This window comes from Streptantibioticus silvisoli (assembly GCF_027947535.2).
In the GTDB taxonomy this organism is placed as follows: Bacteria; Actinomycetota; Actinomycetes; order Streptomycetales; family Streptomycetaceae; genus Streptantibioticus_C; species Streptantibioticus_C silvisoli.
In genome coordinates this window covers 104035-121275 of record NZ_JAAGKO020000003.1, presented here as the reverse complement: position 1 = coordinate 121275, position 17241 = coordinate 104035, and the positions used below count along the sequence as shown (strand labels likewise).

Here is a 17241-nt window from a genome sequence, read left to right as displayed (position 1 = left end):
CGGTTGGGGAGGACGACCGGGACGGGTCCCGGTCACCACGCACGCCCGCCCCCGGTTCCCTCGCGGGCACCGGGGGCGGGCGTGGCGGAACGGCGAACGGGCCTCAGCCCTTGACCGCGCCGGCGGTCAGGCCCGACACGACGGCCTTGCGGAAGACCAGCACCAGGATCGCGATCGGCAGCATCGCCACCGCCGAGGCGGCGAAGATCGTGCCGTACGGAGTGGTGAACTGGCCGCCGAACAGCGCGATGCCCACCGGGATCGTGCGGTGCGCGTCGTCGTTGTCCAGCGTCAGCGCGATCAGGAACTCCGTCCAGCACGCGACGAACGCGAAGATCCCCGCGGTGAAGATCCCCGGCTTGGCCTGCGGCAGGATGATGCTGACGACCGTGCGCACCGGCGAGGCGCCGTCCATCCACGCCACCTCCTCCATCTCCTTGGGGATGGCGAGGAAGTAGTTGCGCAGGATCCAGATGGCGAACGGCAGGTTCAGCGCCGTGTACGCCAGGATCAGCCCCTGGTAGCTGTTGAGCCAGCCGATGTCGCGCATCAGCAGGTACAGCGGGGCGGCCAGCGCGACCGTGGGGAACAGCGAGATCATCAGCAGCGTCATCATCACGCCGGCCTTGCCGCGCACCGGCAGCCGGGCCAGCGCGTAAGCGGCGAAGATGCCGAAGCCCAGCACCAGCAGCGTGGCGATCACCGACACCACGGCCGAGTTCTCGATGTAGCGGCCGAAGTTGTACTGGTGGAAGGCGCTGCCGAAGTTCGCCGTCGTCGGGTGCGTCGGGAAGTACTGCGGCGGGTCGGCGGCCACGTCGCCGGTGCTCTTGAACGCGGTCGCCACCATCCAGTACAGCGGCAGCGCCACGAACAGCGCCACCAGCAGCGCCGCGACGACGGTGATGATCCGCGCGCCGTCGGCCCGGCGCCGCGGCCGGGCGGGGGCGGGGGCCGGAGTGGCGGCGGGGGCGGTCACGGTGCTCATGCGGTCTCCTCGGAGCCGACCTGTGAACGGAAGACCTTGAGGAACACCAGGCAGGCGATCAGCACGATGCCCGCCGTGCTCGCCGCGACCGCGGCGCCGGGACCGAACTTCAGGTCGTTGAACATGACTTTCCAGCCCAGCAGCGCCAGCGACTCGGTGGAGTCGCCGGGACCGCCGCCGGTCAGCACGTACGGCAGGTCGAACAGGCCGAACGCCTGGAGGATGCGGAAGAGCACCGCGATCGACAGCGTCGGGCGCAGCAGCGGCAGCCGCACCCGCCAGAAGATGGTCCACGCGTTGGCGCCGTCGATGCGGGCGGCCTCCACGATGTCACCGGGCAGCATGACCAGGCCGGCCAGCGCGATGATCGCGACGAACGGCGTGGTCTTCCAGATGTCGGCGACCGCCATCGCGGCGGTGGCCGAGAACGACCCGCCCAGCACGTTGATGTCGTGCCCGCCGTTCAGCGGTGACAGCACCACGTTGAGCACGCCGTACACGCCGTTGTAGACGTAGCTCCACAGCTGCGCGGAGATGACGGTGATGATGGCCCACGGCAGCAGCAGCAGCGCCATCATCCAGCCGCGCGAGGCGGTCAGCCGCTCCAGGACCAGGGCGATCGCCGTGCCCAGGATGATCTCCACGATGACGGTGACGATCGTGTACAGCGTCGTGAAGACGATCGCGTGCTGCCACAGGTCGCTGGTGAAGACGATCGAGAAGTTGTGGCCGGTGAAGCCGGACAGGCTGAAACCGTCGCCCGTCACGTTCACGTTGCTGAAGCTCATGATCAGCGAGAAGACGATCGGGAAGATCGTCACCGCCGCGACGAGCAGCAGCGCGGGGCTGGCGAAGGCCCAGCCGAGCCGGGCGGAGCTGCGCTCCAGTCCCGATCTGGTGCCGGATCGTGAACGCCCCCGCTTCTTCGGCGAGTTGTCAAGGTCCGGTGGGTGTATTGCCTGATCCGCAGACACTTTCCTGCCTCTTCACGCGTTGAACTTCATCGTTCGACTGTGCGCCGGACCCCGCGCCCTCCGGTCGAGTGCGAGGGGTCCGGCCGGGGCCCTCAGAGGCCGTTGCTGCCCAGAGCGGTGGTGATCGCCTTGTCGGCCTTGCCGAGCGCGTCCTTCGGGGAGGAGGAACCCGAGACCGCCGCGTTGACGTTGCTGTAGATCGAGTTCGACACCTGCGCGTACTCCGCCGCGTCCGACGGGCGGGCCGCCAGCTTGTTCTTCGCGGCGACCGGGTAGGCCGGGTTGGCCTTCTGCACGTCCGGGCTGGCCAGCGCGGCCGCGTTCACCGGCAGCTCGCCGCCCTGGATGCCCATGATCTTCTGGGCGGCGGTGCCCGTCATCCACTTGACGAACGCCACGTCCGCGGCCAGGTGCTTGCTGTGCGGGTTGACGTACATGTTCCAGCCGCCGGTGGTGGAGTACCCCGGGCCGGACTTGCCGTCGAACGTCGGCAGGTTGGCGATGCCCACCTTGCCCTGCACCTTCGAGGCGCTGGAGTCGGAGTCGGCGTAGGCGTAGGTCCAGTTGCGCAGGAACGCCACCTGGCCGGAGGTGAACAGGCTCTCCGACTGCTGCTCCTGGAAGGTGGTGATGGCCGAGGGGGCCACGCCACTGCTGACCAGGCCGCGCATGAAGGTCAGCGCCTTCAGGGCCGCCGGGGAGTCGATGGTCGACTTGGTGGCGCCGCTGTTGAGCGTCGCGCCGCCCGCGTCGGCCTCGAACTCGGTGAAGTCGGCGGTCAGACCCTCGTAGGAGTCGAACTGCGCCGCGAAGCCGTACTTGACGAGCTTCTTCTGCTGGAGGGTCTTCGCCTCGCTCTGCAGCTGCTCCCACGTGGTGGGAACCGGCAGGTGGGCCTTGGCCAGCAGGTCCTTGCGGTAGAACAGGAACGCGTTGTCGGTGAACAGCGGCGCCGCCATGATCTTGCCCTGGTAGGTCAGCGAGGAGACCAGGCCGGGGGAGAAGGTCTTCCAGTACGACGCCGGGAAGTACTTGTTCAGCGGCAGCGCCAGGCCGGCCTTGCCGAACTGCGCCGGCCAGACCACGTCACCGTCGTAGACGTCGAAGCTGCTGTTGCCACCGGAGATCTGGGTGGTCAGCGTCGAGCGGAAGGTGTCGGAGTCGCTCGGCGCCGCCTGGAGCTTCACCTTGATGGCCGGGTTGGCCTTCTCGAACGCGGCGATCAGGGTCTTGCGGACGTCGGTGTTCGTCGGCCCGAACTGGTTGGCGTACCAGACGATGGTGCCCTTGGCCGGCCCGGAGGCGGACGGGGTCTTGTCGCTGCTGCTGCCGGACGAGCACGCGCTGGCGGCCAGCATCAGGGCGGCGGCCCCGATCACGGCCATGGCCTTGTTCGAGCGGACTGCGGTGCGTATGTGCATGAGGGTTCCTTGTGCGGAGGAAATTTCGAACGGACTGTATCTCTGTGCAGGGGGACTGAGGCTAGCCCCTCGCAACCGGGAGTCGGTCGAGGAACCAGCGCGTTGTTGGTGGCGGATCTTACGAGAGCGGAGCCCTCACCGTCTCCTTGATGACCAAGGACGCCGCTCCGCGCGCCCACAGGTCGTCGGTTACCGGGTCGATCTGGACCTCGCAGTCCCGGGCCGCCTCGGAGAAGGCGTGCCGTTCCAGGGCGGCGGTCATCGCGGGGCCGAACAGGTCGTGGGCGGCGGCGCCCTCACCGGCCACGATGATCTTCTCCAGGTTCAGCAGGTTGCACAGCCCGGCCAGCCCCCGGCCGAGCGCGTCCCCGGCGGCGGCGAACGCGGCCCGCGCGGCCGGCGCGCCGGGGCCGTCGGCGGAGCGGGCCAGCGCCGCCGCGTCGTCGATGCCGTCCACCCCGGTCACCCCGGCCCGCCGCAGCCGGCCCAGCACCGCGTCGTTGCAGGCCAGCGCCTCCAGGCAGCCGCGCCGCCCGCAACTGCACAGCGGGCCGTCGGGGTCCATCGGCAGGTGGCCCAGCTCGCCGGCCATGCCGCTGGCACCGGCGAACAACGAGCCGTCCAGCAGCAGTCCGCAACCGATCCCCGAGCCGACGGTGACCACCGCGAAGGAGTCCACGTCCCGCCCCTGGCCGAACCAGCGCTCCGCCACCACGAGGGTGTTGACGTCGTTGTTGACCACCACCGGCAGTCCGGTGGCCGCCGACAGCGGTCCGGCGACGTCCACCTTGTGCCAGTCCAGCAGCGCCGAGTAGCGGCACACCCCGGCCGGTGAGTCGACGTGGCCGCTGACCCCGACGCCGACGCCGAGCACGCCGGCGGCGCTGCCCGGCACCTCCCGCAGCAGTTCCTCCGTCAGCCCGGCCGAGGCCGCCAGCACCGTGCCCGGCGAGCAGTCCGCGATCGCCCGTTCGGCCCGCCGCAGCACCTGGGCGCCCATGTCGGTCAGCACCGCCGCGACGTGCGTCGGGGCGATCTTGATGCCGACCACCACCTGGCGTTCGGTGTTGACGTGCAGCAGCCGCCGCGGCCGCCCGGGACCGGTCGCCTCCGAGACCGTCTCGCGCAGGTGGCCGGCCTCCACCAGCGGCGCGAGCAGCCGCGTCACGGTGGACGGCGACAGCCCGAGCCGGTCGGCCAGCGCGGTGCGCGAGACCGGTCCCGAGGTCAGCACCAGGGCGAAGATCTCCGCCCTGGTGCGTTCCCCGATCAGGTCGGTCATGGCGGGCCGCGGCGCGGCGGCGTGCCGTTCCCTGACGTTCAACGGGCCGCCTCCAGGAGCGCCGGATGACCGGTGGTGGTTGATCGCGCGGCGATGCGCCGGATGCCGGGAACCCGGTGGTACGGGTGGTCGGCGCCGATCAGGACACTTCGATGTAGTTGAGGTTGATCGCGCCGGCGTCCGCGGTGGTCCGGGCGATCGTGATCAAGTTGAGACCGGCGGCCAGCGTCAGCGTGCCGGTCACGGTGGCCCAGGTGTTCCAGTCGGCGGTGGCCGGGAAGGAGACCGTCACGGGCGCCTCGACCACCGTGCGGTTGGCCGTCTGGACCTCCACCGTCACCGTGCCGGCCGTGCCGCCGCCGTTGGCGTAGCGGTAGTGGACGGTGTGCGATCCGGCGGTGGCGGCCTGCACCGCGAAGGTGACGTTGGCGCCGGCCTCGGCCGCCTCCAGCTTGTCGACGAAGCCCATCGCCGAGTAGCCGGTGTGGTCGTTGTTGAAGTTGGCGCCGCCGCCCCAGGCCGCGAACGCCGCCTGGTACCGCTTGGTCGACTCGGCCGGCACCACGTGCACCAGCCGGGAGGCGTGCGGGGCCAGGCTCGCCGAGAACGACGTCATCGACCCCAGGTCGGCGTGCGACCACATGTCCTTGACGTCCGCCGCGCCCACGATGCCCAGGTCGGTGCCGAAGCTGACCGACTTCGTCACCGTGTTGGTGTCGTTGCGGTTGAACAGCGCCACCGCCCAGCTGCCGTCGGGCAGTTGGCCCATCCACCGCTCGGTGTCGCGGGAGGTGCCGTCCACCGAGTACAGCGAACCGTTGTAGAAGTACGGCTTCCCGGTCAGGCCCTGGTTGTGCAGGCTCAGCACGTCGCTGTTGGTGTAGAACGAGGCGTTGGCGCCGATGTTGTCGACCCGGTCGGAGATCGCGACGGGCGAGCCGGCGACGGTGAACAGGTTGATGGCGGTCTGCCGTTCGGCGTCCGAGGCGAAGCTGTTCATCATCAGGAAGTCGCCGTCGAGGATCAGCTGCCCGCGCCCGGAGCGGTGCGCCCAGCCGGTGAAGCCGCTGAACGCGTTGTCCCACTGCGACCAGCTGTCCTGCCAGCTCTGCCGGCCGCCGCTCAGGTGTGTCCAGCCGCCGGTGGTCGCGTCGTTGTTGATCCGCACCATGTCGCCGTACAGCACCTCGCGGGCGCCGTTGTCGTACATGTTCGGCATGACGACGCTGACTTCCATCGTGTCGCCGGCCGCCTCGGCGATCCACTCCAGCGCGGTGGCGTAGTTGGTGGAGCCGTGCGCGACGATGCCGCCCTGGCCGTCGGTGGCGCCGGCCTCGTACCAGGCCCAGAAGTCGGTGCGCAGGTAGGCGACGCCGAGGTTCTTGAAGTAGTTGACGTAGCCCTGGACGAACTGCTTGGCGCCGTTCTTGGTGACGTCGACCCAGTACAGCTCGCCGTTGGAGTTGAGGAAGTCGCCGCTGTCGACCAGGGAGCCGACGGTGACGCCCGGCATGCCGGTGACGGTCTTGGTGGAGTCGCCGGCCGCGGCGGCGCTCACCCACAGCGGGTTGTAGTACACGCCGAGCTTGAGGCCCTTGCCGGAGCAGTAGTTCGCCCAGTACTGCCAGTCGTTGGCCCAGTCGTCGCTGTAGCTGAGGATGTAGCCGTTGGCGTTGGTCTGCTGCGTGTAGTCCACCCAGCCGTCGGTGCAGCACATCGTGTAGCCCGAGGACTTGAACGTCGCCGCCACCCAGTCGACGTTCTGCTGCCACACCGACTCCGGCAGCGTGGCGTTGTTGGTGTAGTCCCAGCTGTAGGCCGACCAGTACAGCGGTCCGGCGCCGGAGCGGGTCCAGACGCTGTTGCGGCTGGTCGGGCTGATCGACGCGGCCGCGGCGGCCACCTGGGCGACCCGCAGCGGCACCTGCGTGCCGCCGCCGCGCCGCGCCGCCGCCGTCACACCGCCGAGCGCCGCGGCGCCCGCTCCCGTGAGCAGGGCGCGCCGTGAGATGTTCATCCGTGCCTCCGTTCGCCGAACCGGGCACCGTCGCCCGTGGCCTGTCGGGACCGCGGCGAGTCTCACGCAGGTCAATTACGTGTGTCAAGGAAAAAACTCCCCGGTCTCCTTCCGTTGCCGGGCTGTGATTCACCGGGGTTCCACCGGGCGCGTTGCCAACGACCGGGTATCGGAACGGGTTTGTTGCTTGACGGGCGCAATTAACCTGCACGACACTCTTGCCGCCCCGAGGTCGGTCCCGTCCACTGACGCCCCCGGCGGCCGTCCCCCTACGGTGCGGCTCAGTGAGAGGCCCACGCATGAAGAGACTTCGCATACGACTGATCGGCTTGGCCACCGCCGGCGCGGTGGCGGTGGCCGGCGCGGTCGGCGCGGCGGCGATGACCGCCGCCCCCGCCGCGGCGGCGACCACCACCCAGCCGACGACCGAGACGGCCCGGTCGCTCTACATGAACAACTGGAGCGACACCACCGGCATCTGGATGGCGTCGCAGCTGGCCCAGACCGACACCAACACCAGCTTCGGCCCGCGGCTGGCCGAACTGCACTACTCCCCGGGCGGTACCGCCTCCGCCGGCTCCGACACCAACCAGATCAGCGACTACACCGGCTTCTTCCGCGACGAGACGCACGGGGTCAAGTACGACCAGGTGCACCAGTTCTCGTCCGCCACCGGCTACCTCGACTCCGGTGGCATCCTGCGCAGCGACTACGGCGCCTACAACGGCACCGCGATGCCGGTGACCATCGGCCGCGACTACACCACCGTGCCCAACCAGCACTTCATGGTGGTCACCTACCGGCTGAAGAACACCACGTCCGCATCCGTCACCGAGAACATCCTCGACCAGCTGCACGTCAACAACACCGGGGCGAGCAGCGGCAGGACCGACACCGCGACCTGGGACTCCACCCGCGACGCCGACGTCGTCGACATGTCGTCCTCGGGCCAGTACCACCTGGTCCTGGGCTCGTTCGGGGCCTCCACCGGCCACCAGGTCGGCGACGACACCGACTCCAGCACCTCCAGCGCCACCGTGGCGCCCTGGTACGCCTTCGACGCCTCCGGCAACCTGCCGGACAACAACGCGGTGACCGCCGCGGACGTCTCGGTCGGCCTGTCGAAGAAGGTCACCGTCCCGGCGAACTCCTCGGTGTCCACCTCGTTCTACCTGGCCATCGACTCCACCGCCGCGGCCGCGCTGGCCGACGCCGACACCGCGCGGGCGCAGAGCGACACCTACTGGCAGACCCAGACCACCACCGCCTACACCAACTGGCTCAACGCCGGCAAGCGGACCACGTCGACCTACACCGACTCCGGCCTGTCGACCGCCTACGACCGGGCGCTGGTGGTGATGAAGCAGACCCAGAACCCGGTACTGGGCACCTGGCCGGCCTCCACCAACCCGATCGCCTACGGCTACAAGACCTGGGTGCGCGACTCGGCCGTCACCGCGCTGGCCATCGACGCGGCCGGCCACCACGCCGAGGCCGACAAGTACTTCCGCTGGCTGGCCGGCATCCAGAACTCCGACGGGTCCTTCGGCACCACCTACGACGAGTGGACCGGCGCCCACGTCAGCTTCGTCGAGCCCGAGGACGACTCGGTCGGCCTGTTCATCGACGGCGTGCTGCGGCACTACACCGCCACCGGCGACACCTCGTTCCTGTCCGCGATGTGGCCGGCGGTGCAGAAGGCCGCCAACTTCATCAAGAACGGCATCGGCAGCAACGGCTTCGGGCCGGCGGACAACTCCATCTGGGAGGAGACCGTCGAGTACAACGCCTTCACCCAGGCCACCTACGTCGGCGGCCTGTACGCCGCCGAGCAGCTGGCCGCCGACGAGAGCAACTCCTCGCTGGAGAACGGCTGGGCCTCGGCCGCGGCCACCATCGACGGCGCGATCTACCGCGACTCCGGGGCCAGCCCGGCCGGCCTGTGGAACTCGGCCGGCGGCGGCTACTTCGACCGCTCGGTCAACACCGACAACACCGCCCGCGTCGACCCGGTCGACTCCTCCTCCGACATGCTGATCGTGCTCGGCGTCGTGCCGGCCAACAGCGCCTACGCCGAGTCGCACATCGCCAAGATCACCTCGACGCTCACCCAGGACACCTACGGCCTGGCCCGTTACGTCGGCGACGACTTCTACTACTCCTCGCCCTACGACCCGGCCGGCGACGAGGCGCTGGCCGCCGAGCCGTCCTGGCCGCAGATGTCGATGTACGTCGCGCTGGACCAGATCTACCTGGCCGACAAGACCGACGCCCTCAAGCGCCTGACCTGGTACGCCTCCCGTACCGCCACCGGCTACATGCCGCCCGGCGAGGCGACGTCCAACGTCACGGACAAGCCGGTCGTCTCCACCATGGTCGAGCCGGTCACCGGCGCCTGGTACGTGCTGGCCTCGCTCCAGTACGGCGCCCAGACGGAGCTGCGCGTCACCCCGCCGATCACACCCCCGGCACCCCCGGCCGGCGGCTGACCCCCGCCCGACCGCGCGCCGGGACGGACCCTGACGTCCGCCCCGGCGCGCGGCGGTTCCCGCGGATGGCGCGGGGCCGGCGGGTGCGGTCCCGGCGGGCGGTGCGGTGCCGACCGCCCGCGCGAGGCCGGCCTGACGGTGCGGGGCCCACCGGTCGGCCATCCACCGGTCCCGGTCACCCCGGCCCCGGCTCAGCCCCCGCCCCGGCTCACCCCGGCCCCAGTTCATCCCCCGCTGACGCTCCCTCACCCCGTGCCGTCCCCAGCATCGCCAGTGCCCCCGTCGTCATCGCGGTGATCCCCGCCGGGGTCGTCAGCCTGGGGTCGGGCAGGAAGGCGGGGGAGTGGTTGCCGGGCAGGGCGGCCAGTTTCTCCGCCGCGGTGCCGCCCGGTGCCGTCCGCCACGGCAGGGGGCCGACCGAGCCGAGCATCCAGTAGCCGGTGCGGATACCGGGCACCCCGTGCAGCCACGCGCCGGCCGAGCCGAACAGCGCGAAGTCCTCGGTGGCCGACGACGGGGGCCAGCCGGCGACCCGGCCGGCGCCGAAGGCGGCCAGGTGCGCGGTGCGCAGCGCTGCCAGCGTCGGGGCGTCGCAGACCGTGGCCGGGGACAGCGCGCGGACCTCGACCTGCGGAGCGCGCGGGCAGCCGTACGCCGCGCCCTCGCGCGCGCAGACGCCGCGCAGCACCTCCACCGCCCGGTCGCGGCGGGCGGCGTCCGGCGCGCGCACGGCGATCTCCAGCCGGGCGCGGTCGGGCACGACGTTGCCCCGGGTGCCGGCGTGCAGCGCGCCGACGGTGACGCTGACGTGGTCGCCGGCGCCGAAGGCCGCCGCCACCGACTCGCGCGCCCGCAAGGTGATCGCGGCGGCCACCTCGACCGGGTTGACGCCGAGGTGGGCGGTCGCCGCGTGGCCGCCGGTGCCGTGCGCGGTGACGGTCACCATCGCGCCGGCGCTGAGCATCAGGCCGCCGCCGTGCGCCACCATGCCGGCCGGCAGCGGCGCGGTGTGCTGGGCCAGCACCACCGAGGGCGCCGGAAGGCGTTCGTAGAGCCCGTCGCGCAGCATCGCCTCCGCGCCCGTCAGCGTCTCCTCGGCGGGCTGGCCGACCACGACCGCGGTGCCGCGCCAGTGCGCCGCCCCCCGGGCCAGCAGGGCCGCCGCGCCCGCCAGGCAGGCCAGGTGCATGTCGTGCCCGCAGGCGTGCGACACGGGCACCACGCCGCCGCCCGCCGCCCCGCAGGACCCGTCCGCCGCCGCGTCCTGCGGCGCCCGCACCGTCGACGCGTACGCGGCCCCCGTGGCCTCCCGCACCGGCAGCGCGTCCAGCTCCGCCCGCAGCAGCACCACCGGGCCGGGGCCGTTGCGCAGGACGCCGGCCACGCCGTGGCCGCCGATCCCGGTGGTGACCCGGTAGCCCCCGGCCCGCAGCCGGTCGGCGAACAGCCCGGCGGTGCGCTCCTCGGCGCCGGACAGCTCGGGGGAGCGGTGGACGTCGAGGTAGAACCCCACGCAGTCGGCCAGCACGTCGGGCAGCGCCGCGAGGACCGGTCCGGGGCCGGGACGTTGGGACATCGGCACGCACTCCTGACGGACGGACGGACGGACAGGCGGACGGAAGGGACCGGGACCGGCCGGGCCCGGCGGCGGGGCGGCCGGCGGAACGTTTCGACAGCGACATGACAGCGGGATGCCGGACGACCTGTCAGGGGCACCCGGTAGAACTGACCCCGGCCCACCGCACGGGAGTTCAAGCGCCCGGTCGCAAGCCGTCGGCCGGAGCGCCCGCCCCGGACGTGCCACCCCCTGACGTGAAGGAGGCGCACATGAACTCTCTCGAGTCGCTCGCCCAGGAGATCCTGGAGCTGGAGTCGGAGACCTTCGAGATCACCGACTACTCGGACGCCAGCGAGGTCATGCTCGGCTCGTCGACCAGCTGCTCCAGCACGAGCACCTGCTCGTCGACCACCAGCACCACCAGCTGCACCGCCTGATCTCCTGGGCGAAGCTCCTGCGCGCGGTACGGGACTCCCGTGCCGCGCGGAGGGCGTTGCGGCGCCGGCCGCGCCGCCCCCGGTCAGGGGAACGGGTGCGGGACGCGCCGCACCTCCTGCTCCGCCAGGTCGGTCGCGCGCAGGCCGGCCCGCCGCAACGCGGTGCGCAGCCGCGGCATGGTGAGCGCCCGCTGCCGGTTCCAGCCGAAGTCGATCGGCAGCAGCCCCGGCACCAGCGTGGCCACCGTCCGCAGACCCAGCCGGCGTTGCTCCGGCGTCGTCTGGTCCACCACGATGACGTCGAACCCGGCGCCCGTCAGCTCCTCGCGGACCACCGCCAGGTCGTCGCGCAGGTCCGCTGTCCGGGGCCGGCGCTCCTGCCAGCCGGCGTACAGCTCCGGCAGGCTCCGGACGGGGCCGGGGTCGAGGAACTCGCGGGCGTGCTCGGCCATCCGCGGCAGCCCGAACAGCGCCGCGTGGTCCGGCAGCCGCTTGACCAGGTCGTAGTCGTCGGCCATGGCCTCCAGTTCGGCGGGCCGCTCGCGCACCTGGCCCGGCAGGTGCGGGATGTAGGTGAGGATCTCCGACAGCGCGGACTCCACCGCCGCCTCCGGGTCGAAGGCCGCGCCGGCCGCGAACGCCAGCGTGCCGGGACCGCCGTCGCGGCGCACCGCGAGGGCGGTGACCACCGGGACCGCCAGGTCCACCCGGTTGTCGAAGGCCCGCACGTCGTAGCCGCGCAGCGCCGCCCGGTCCGCCATCGCCCGCACCCGCCGGCCGCCGACCGACTCCAGGTCGATCTCGGTCAGCCGGGCCCGGCCGTACCAGGCCAGCAGGAACGCGTCGCGCTCGATCAGCTCCAGCAGCCCGAACAGCGCCGCCTCCTCCAGGCAGCTGCCGATCGCGCAGCCGTTGGAGCACTCGAAGACGAAGTCGTCGGCCGCCACCCCGGCGCTGTAGTGCACCAGCCGGGCCGGCACCAGCACCGTGCGGTCGTCGCGCAGCGAGTGGCCGGGGATCCACGGGATCGGCCGGGCCGGGTCGAACGGGCGGACCATCGGGTCGTCGCGGTAGGTCTCCGGTGCGTACAGCCCGGCGTCGCGCGGGTCCAGCGCCAGGTCGCCCAACTCCTCGTAGGAGGCGACCCGCAGCGGTGCCCGGTCGCGCCGGTGGGTGCCGGCGTAGCGTTCCATGCCCTCCAGGAAGGCCAGGTCCCGGCTGGCGGCGAACGCGTTGGCCTGCCCGCTCCAGGTGACGTCGGTCAGGCCCGCGTACCCGCGCATGAAGACGCTGCCGGCCACCGGCGCGGTGGTCGGCGAGGTGATGTCGGTCCAGGTCGCCGCGCCCAGCACCCCGCACACCGGGTTGGCCAGCGCGGCGTGCGGCAGCCGGTAGTCGGCCGGGGCGCACAGCCGGTACGCCTCCGGCGCCGCCTTGACCCGCTCCACCGGCCACGGCGACTGCGGCGGCCAGGTGTCGAGGCCGTCGGCCGCGCACGACGGGCACAGTGGCTCGCGCAGCAGCGGATACGTGACGACCTGGAGGGTCGCCAGGTCCAGCCGGGTCACCCGCGGCAGGTCTGCCGCGCCGCGGTCGGCCGCGGCGCGACCGGCCAGCGCCGCGACCGCGTCGGCCACGAAGTCCGGCAGCACCGGCCACCGGCCGGTCGCCGTGCTGGCCCCGCCGGTCTCCAGCGCCTCCCGCTCCGAGCGGGTGCGCAGCCGCTGCCAGCGCATCGCCAGGCACTGCCCGCAGGCCCGTTCGGCCGCCGGTGCGTCGCCCCACGGGCCGATCAGCACGCCGTCGCGGGCCAGGTGCACCCTCGCACCCGGCCGCTCGGCGGCGTACGGGTCGCGCCCGGTCAGCAGCGCGTCGTGCGCGCCGAGCGGCACCACGGCCGGCGGCACGCCCCCGGCCGCGCCGGCCGCGAGCCGTCCGGCCAGCCACCGGCAGGCGTCGTCGACGGCGGCGAGCACCGCGGGCGCCGGGTCCGGGGCGGGTGCGAGGGTGGTCGTCATCTGCCGTTGCTCCAGCGGAAGGTCTTCGTGGCGATCGCCCCGAAGATGACGGTGAAGACGACCAGGCCGCCGCAGTTGATCCCGAAGTCGCCCCAACCGCCCTGCCCGGAGAAGGCGTTGAGCAGGCCGTCGTTGAAGTAGCGCAGCGGCAGCACGTGGGAGACGTCCTGGAGCCAGTGCGGCATCAAGGTGATCGGGTAGAACGCGCCGGACAGGAACGCCATCGGGATCATCACGCAGTTGGCGATCGCGGCGACCGCCTCCGGGGTGTCGGCGAGGCTGCCGACGACCAGGCCGACCGCCATGAACGCGGTCACCCCCAGCAGCAGTACCGGCAGCCCGGTCGGCCAGCCGCCCGACAGGTGCAGCCCGAACGACGGCAGCAGCGCCACCGCGGTGAACAGCACCGCCTGCACCAGGCCGACGCCCAGCGCGATGGCGTACCGCGAGACCAGCACCGACGACAGCGGGGTGGGGGTGCGCCAGATCAGCCGCAGGATGTCGTCGCGCCGCCAGTGCATCATGGTGAACGCCACGCCGAACAGCGCCGCGTTGCCCACCCCCCACGACAGCACGCCGGGCGCGGTGTAGTTGATGTAGGGCAGGCCCCCCTTGGTGACGCGCTGGCCGGAGAAGATCAGGCCGAAGACGACCAGGAAGATCAGCGGGAAGGCGAAGGTGAAGAACATGGTCGTCACGTCCCGCGTGTACGCCTTGTAGTTCGCCTTGGCCAGGGCCGTGTAGGTGCTCACGCGGTGTGCTCCGATCCGGTCAGCCGGAGGTAGGCGTCCTCCAGGGTGGCGGTGCGGGTGCGCACCTGGTCCAGGCCGGTCAGCTCCCCGACCGCGACCAGCGCCCGGCCCGGTTCGCGGGTCTCCATGACGACCTCGCCGGCCTCCTCGTAGGCCCGCGCGACCCCGTCGACCGCCTCGGCCTTGTGCACGCTCAGCCGCCCGGCCGGCACCGACAGCCGGGTCGGGGCGTCCAGCGCCCGGATGAGGTTGCCGGGCGAGTCCAGTGCGACGATCCGCCCGCCGGCCATGATGGCGACCCGGTCGCACAGCGCCTCGGCCTCGTCGAGGTGGTGCGTGGTGTGGATGATGGTGCGTCCCTCGCCGCGCAGCGCGCGCAGCATGTCCCACAGGGTGCGGCGCACCTCCGGGTCGAGGGCGGCGGTCGGCTCGTCGAGGAAGATCAGCTCCGGGCGGTGGATCAGCGCGGTGGCGATCGCCAGCCGCTGCCGCTGCCCGCCGGACAGCTTGTCGACCCGGGTGCCGGCCTTCTCGGTCAGCCCCGCCTGCGCCAGCGACCGGTCCGCCGCGTCCGGGCCCAGACCGTACAGCTCGGCGACGGTCCGCAGGTGCTCGACGGCGGTCAGCCGGGTGAAGAACGCCGACGCCTGGGTCTGCACCCCGATGCGGCGCAGCAGGGCCACGTCCCGCGGCCAGGGGGTGGTGCCCAGCACGGCGATCGTGCCGCGGTCCGGCTCGCGCAGGCCCTCGACCATCTCGATCAGCGTGGTCTTGCCGGCCCCGTTGGGGCCCAGGATGCCGAAGAACTCACCCTGTTCGACTCTGAGCGAGACGCCGTCCACGGCACGGACCTGTCCGTACGCCTTGTGCACGTCCTCTATCAGCACGGCCGCTCCTGGCGCCGTGTCGTGTGTTGTCATCTCGCCTTCCCTTGGTCGATCACCGGTAACGCGTGTCCGGTCCGCTCACGCGGCCGAACGGTGTGCGGCGAGCGCCTCCCGCTTCGCGCGCGCCGCCATCCCCAGCCGTCGCAGCGCGAGCGCCGCGACGACCACGATCAGTGGCAGGAACCCGGTGGCGGTGCCGTACCTGCCGGCCAGCCACAGCCCCGCCCCGGCCAGCAGCCCGCCGGCCAGCGCCGCCGTCACCAGGGCGTTGAAGACCCCGTAGACGCCGTACACCCACCGCGTCCGCCCGCTGTACCCGGCGGTGCCCGGACCCCGGCCGAACCACCCGGCGACCGCCAGCCGCAGGAAGACCCTGCTGTCGGCGGCCAGCCGGGAGGTGCCGGTGAGGTAGCCGAGGGTCTTGTAGCCGTCCAGCGGCGGCAGCGGGACCAGGTTGCCGGCCGCGGTGGCCACCCCGAGCAGCAGCAGCCCGCCGAGCGCGTAGTGCGCCGGGCCGGCGCGCGGCACCAGCAGCCAGCCCGCCCAGAACGGCAGCAGGAAGACCAGGTTCGTCGCCGGGCCGGCCAGCACGGTCGCCACCTGGTGGCCGCGCCGGGAGAAGAACGCCATGTCCCGCACCAGGCAGTACAGATACGTCACCGGCAGCCGCCAGCGCAACCCGATCTCGGTGACCCGGCCGCCGTACGCCCGTCCCACCAGGCCGTGCGCCACCTCGTGCAGTCCCAGGCTCACCCACAGCACCACCCCGACCGCCAGCACCAGCACCGGGCGGTGGGCCAGCTCCCGCAGGTCGTGCGCCAGCAGGCCGCCGTGCAGGCCCAGGTCGGCCAGCATCGCGGCGGTCACCACCAGCAGCGCCGTCAGGAACGCCCGGGAGCGGGCGAACCCGGTGCGCCGGTGCACCCCCTCGATGAAGGCGTCCGCGTCGGCCACCATCCGGGTCCGCCCGGCCAGCAGGTTCGACGGCCGGTCCGCCGGATCACCCGCCTCGTCCGCCGCTGCCGCCACCGGCCGGGCGGCGGGCGGTCGTTGGGCGTTCGGGTGGTCGGCGACCAGCAAGCCGCGGCCGTGCAGCAGGACGAGCAGCTGCTGCCAGTTGCGCTCGCCCAGCCGCACCCCGAAGCGCACCGCGTACGCCTCGCCGACCTCGCCCAGCGTCGCGGTGCCGTCCAGGCTGGACAGCACGAAGAACTCCTTGGGCCGCAGCTCGTAGCGCCCGCCGGTGACCGGGTCCAGCACCGGGTGCGTCACGGTGGTGCCGCGCAGCGTGCCGGGGCCCAGCCGCAGGTCCTGCCGGCGTCTGGGGCGCAGCTGGAGCATGCTGTCGGTGGTCACCGCGGTTCCGCCGGGACCGCGGCCGCCTCGCGCAGCGAACGGGCCAGGACGTAGGCCAGGAACGCCTCGTCGCGCACGGTCACCGACAGCCGGTTGTTGGTCATGTGCATATAGGGGGACACCAGCATCGGCAGCGCGCGGGCGACGTCGTCGACCACCATCCGCTCGTCACCGCTCCAGGTGCGGAACTCCAGCGCGCCAGCCTGCGCCAACTCCTTGACGCGCGCCACGAGTTCACGGCAGTGCCCGGCCCAGCCGCGCAGGAACGCCGGCAGCCGCGCGTCCTCGCCGGCCGCCAGCGCCGCCCGGATCTCACCGAACCGGCGGCCCAGTTCGGCGCCCATCTGCTCGTACGCCCGGTCGTAGCCCTGGCGCGCGGTGAACTCCGTGCCGGCGAACGCGCCGTCCCAGAAGGCGTGGTAGCGCTCCAGGAAGACGGTCAGCTCCTCGTCGTCGGTCAGGAAGCAGGCCGACATCACCATCATCAACTGCGCGGAGGTGCCCAGCAGCACGGTGCGCAGGTGCAGGTTCATGGTGCGCAGCGCCTCCACGACCAGGTCGGAGGAGTGCTGGAAGTGCCACTCGGCCAGCGCCACCCCGGCCGGGCCGCCGTACTTGCCGTACTCCGGCTCGTAGGGTTCGAAGCTGTGGGAGTTGTTCGGCCGCAGCCGCATCTTCCCGTCCGGGCCCATCAGCCGGGAGCGTTCCTCGCCGGGGAACTCCAGGTCGAACAGGGCGTTGTACAGGTCGGCGAAGTAGGTGTTCTTCACCTCGTACAGCGCCGGGCGCCGCTTGAGGAAGGCGGTGACCGCCTCCTCGGCACGCCGGCGCACCTCCTCGGCGGCTCCCGCGCCGGCCGGCTTCAGGCGCAGCCGCAGGTGCGGGCCCTCCAGCCAGTAGTTGATGAAGAAGTGCCCGGCCAGCAGCCCGTCGGCGGTGAGTTCGTCGACGAGCGGCTTGACGCATTCGAGCAGCAGCGGGCGGGGGCTCGCCGCGTACCAGACGTGGATCGCCTGCCAGGCGCCCTCGGTGGCGCCGGCCGGCGCGGTGGCTGATGACATG

General features: G+C 72.3%; 13 protein-coding genes. 2 read left to right on the top strand and 11 right to left on the bottom strand.

The features are described from left to right. Positions 1-103: 103 nt before the first annotated feature. From POF43_RS03370 to POF43_RS03350, 5 genes are all read right to left on the bottom strand, one after another. On the bottom strand, positions 104-988 hold the full coding sequence (locus POF43_RS03370) for a carbohydrate ABC transporter permease (protein WP_282704392.1): 885 nt from the start codon (positions 986-988) through the stop codon (positions 104-106). Next, on the bottom strand, positions 985-1962 hold the full coding sequence (locus POF43_RS34755; protein ID WP_271324331.1) for a carbohydrate ABC transporter permease: 978 nt from the start codon (positions 1960-1962) through the stop codon (positions 985-987). Before POF43_RS34755 ends, POF43_RS03370 begins: the two co-directional genes overlap by 4 nt. Positions 1963-2054: 92 nt before the next feature. After that, the gene (locus POF43_RS03360; protein ID WP_271316080.1) at positions 2055-3383 is read right to left on the bottom strand and encodes an ABC transporter substrate-binding protein; all 1329 of its coding nucleotides are present in this window, start codon (positions 3381-3383) and stop codon (positions 2055-2057) included. A 118-nt stretch (positions 3384-3501) separates the two neighbouring features. After that, a complete protein-coding gene (locus tag POF43_RS03355; protein WP_271316079.1) occupies positions 3502-4707 on the bottom strand; it encodes an ROK family transcriptional regulator in 1206 nt (401 codons plus the stop codon). Between the two features lie 97 nt (positions 4708-4804). Continuing rightward, complete coding sequence (locus tag POF43_RS03350; RefSeq protein WP_271324332.1) at positions 4805-6682, bottom strand: carbohydrate-binding protein; 1878 nt, start codon at positions 6680-6682, stop codon at positions 4805-4807. A 299-nt stretch (positions 6683-6981) separates the two neighbouring features. Here POF43_RS03350 and POF43_RS03345 point away from each other — a divergent pair, with 299 nt between their 5' ends. Further along, entirely contained in the window at positions 6982-9171 is a 2190-nt protein-coding gene (locus POF43_RS03345) for a glycoside hydrolase family 15 protein (RefSeq protein WP_271324333.1), read from the top strand. 208 nt (positions 9172-9379) lie between these two features. Here the strand turns inward: POF43_RS03345 and POF43_RS03340 are convergent, their stop codons facing one another. Beyond that, complete coding sequence (locus POF43_RS03340) at positions 9380-10747, bottom strand: amidohydrolase (protein ID WP_282704391.1); 1368 nt, start codon at positions 10745-10747, stop codon at positions 9380-9382. 251 nt (positions 10748-10998) lie between these two features. Between POF43_RS03340 and POF43_RS03335 the strand changes: the two genes are divergently transcribed. Beyond that, positions 10999-11166, top strand: a complete 168-nt coding sequence (locus POF43_RS03335) for a thiazolylpeptide-type bacteriocin (RefSeq protein ID WP_271314008.1) — start codon at positions 10999-11001, stop codon at positions 11164-11166. 83 nt (positions 11167-11249) lie between these two features. Here POF43_RS03335 and POF43_RS03330 read toward each other — a convergent pair whose 3' ends face one another. From POF43_RS03330 to POF43_RS03310, 5 genes are read right to left on the bottom strand one after another with little or no spacing between them, the layout of a single operon-like run. Next, positions 11250-13184, bottom strand: coding sequence for a TOMM precursor leader peptide-binding protein (locus POF43_RS03330; protein ID WP_271322401.1), 1935 nt, complete (start codon positions 13182-13184; stop codon positions 11250-11252). Further along, on the bottom strand, positions 13181-13936 hold the full coding sequence (locus tag POF43_RS03325; protein WP_271322402.1) for an ABC transporter permease: 756 nt from the start codon (positions 13934-13936) through the stop codon (positions 13181-13183). Before POF43_RS03325 ends, POF43_RS03330 begins: the two co-directional genes overlap by 4 nt. Then, entirely contained in the window at positions 13933-14856 is a 924-nt protein-coding gene (locus POF43_RS03320; protein ID WP_271314011.1) for an ABC transporter ATP-binding protein, read from the bottom strand. The genes POF43_RS03325 and POF43_RS03320 overlap by 4 nt, the downstream gene beginning before the upstream one ends. A 45-nt stretch (positions 14857-14901) precedes the next feature. Further along, positions 14902-16179, bottom strand: coding sequence for a M50 family metallopeptidase (locus tag POF43_RS03315; protein WP_271322403.1), 1278 nt, complete (start codon positions 16177-16179; stop codon positions 14902-14904). Then, complete coding sequence (locus POF43_RS03310; RefSeq protein ID WP_271322404.1) at positions 16176-17240, bottom strand: lantibiotic dehydratase C-terminal domain-containing protein; 1065 nt, start codon at positions 17238-17240, stop codon at positions 16176-16178. The genes POF43_RS03315 and POF43_RS03310 overlap by 4 nt, the downstream gene beginning before the upstream one ends. Position 17241: the final 1 nt, after the last annotated feature.

Coding starts and splice junctions, on each gene's coding strand:
- POF43_RS03340 (WP_282704391.1), bottom strand. CDS start 10,747: ATGTCCCAACGTCCCGGCCCCGGACCGGTCCTCGCGGCGCTGCCCGAC.
- POF43_RS03320 (WP_271314011.1), bottom strand. CDS start 14,856: ATGACAACACACGACACGGCGCCAGGAGCGGCCGTGCTGATAGAGGAC.
- POF43_RS03335 (WP_271314008.1), top strand. CDS start 10,999: ATGAACTCTCTCGAGTCGCTCGCCCAGGAGATCCTGGAGCTGGAGTCG.
- POF43_RS03330 (WP_271322401.1), bottom strand. CDS start 13,184: ATGACGACCACCCTCGCACCCGCCCCGGACCCGGCGCCCGCGGTGCTC.
- POF43_RS03310 (WP_271322404.1), bottom strand. CDS start 17,240: ATGTCATCAGCCACCGCGCCGGCCGGCGCCACCGAGGGCGCCTGGCAG.
- POF43_RS03360 (WP_271316080.1), bottom strand. CDS start 3,383: ATGCACATACGCACCGCAGTCCGCTCGAACAAGGCCATGGCCGTGATC.
- POF43_RS03350 (WP_271324332.1), bottom strand. CDS start 6,682: ATGAACATCTCACGGCGCGCCCTGCTCACGGGAGCGGGCGCCGCGGCG.
- POF43_RS03345 (WP_271324333.1), top strand. CDS start 6,982: ATGAAGAGACTTCGCATACGACTGATCGGCTTGGCCACCGCCGGCGCG.
- POF43_RS03370 (WP_282704392.1), bottom strand. CDS start 988: ATGAGCACCGTGACCGCCCCCGCCGCCACTCCGGCCCCCGCCCCCGCC.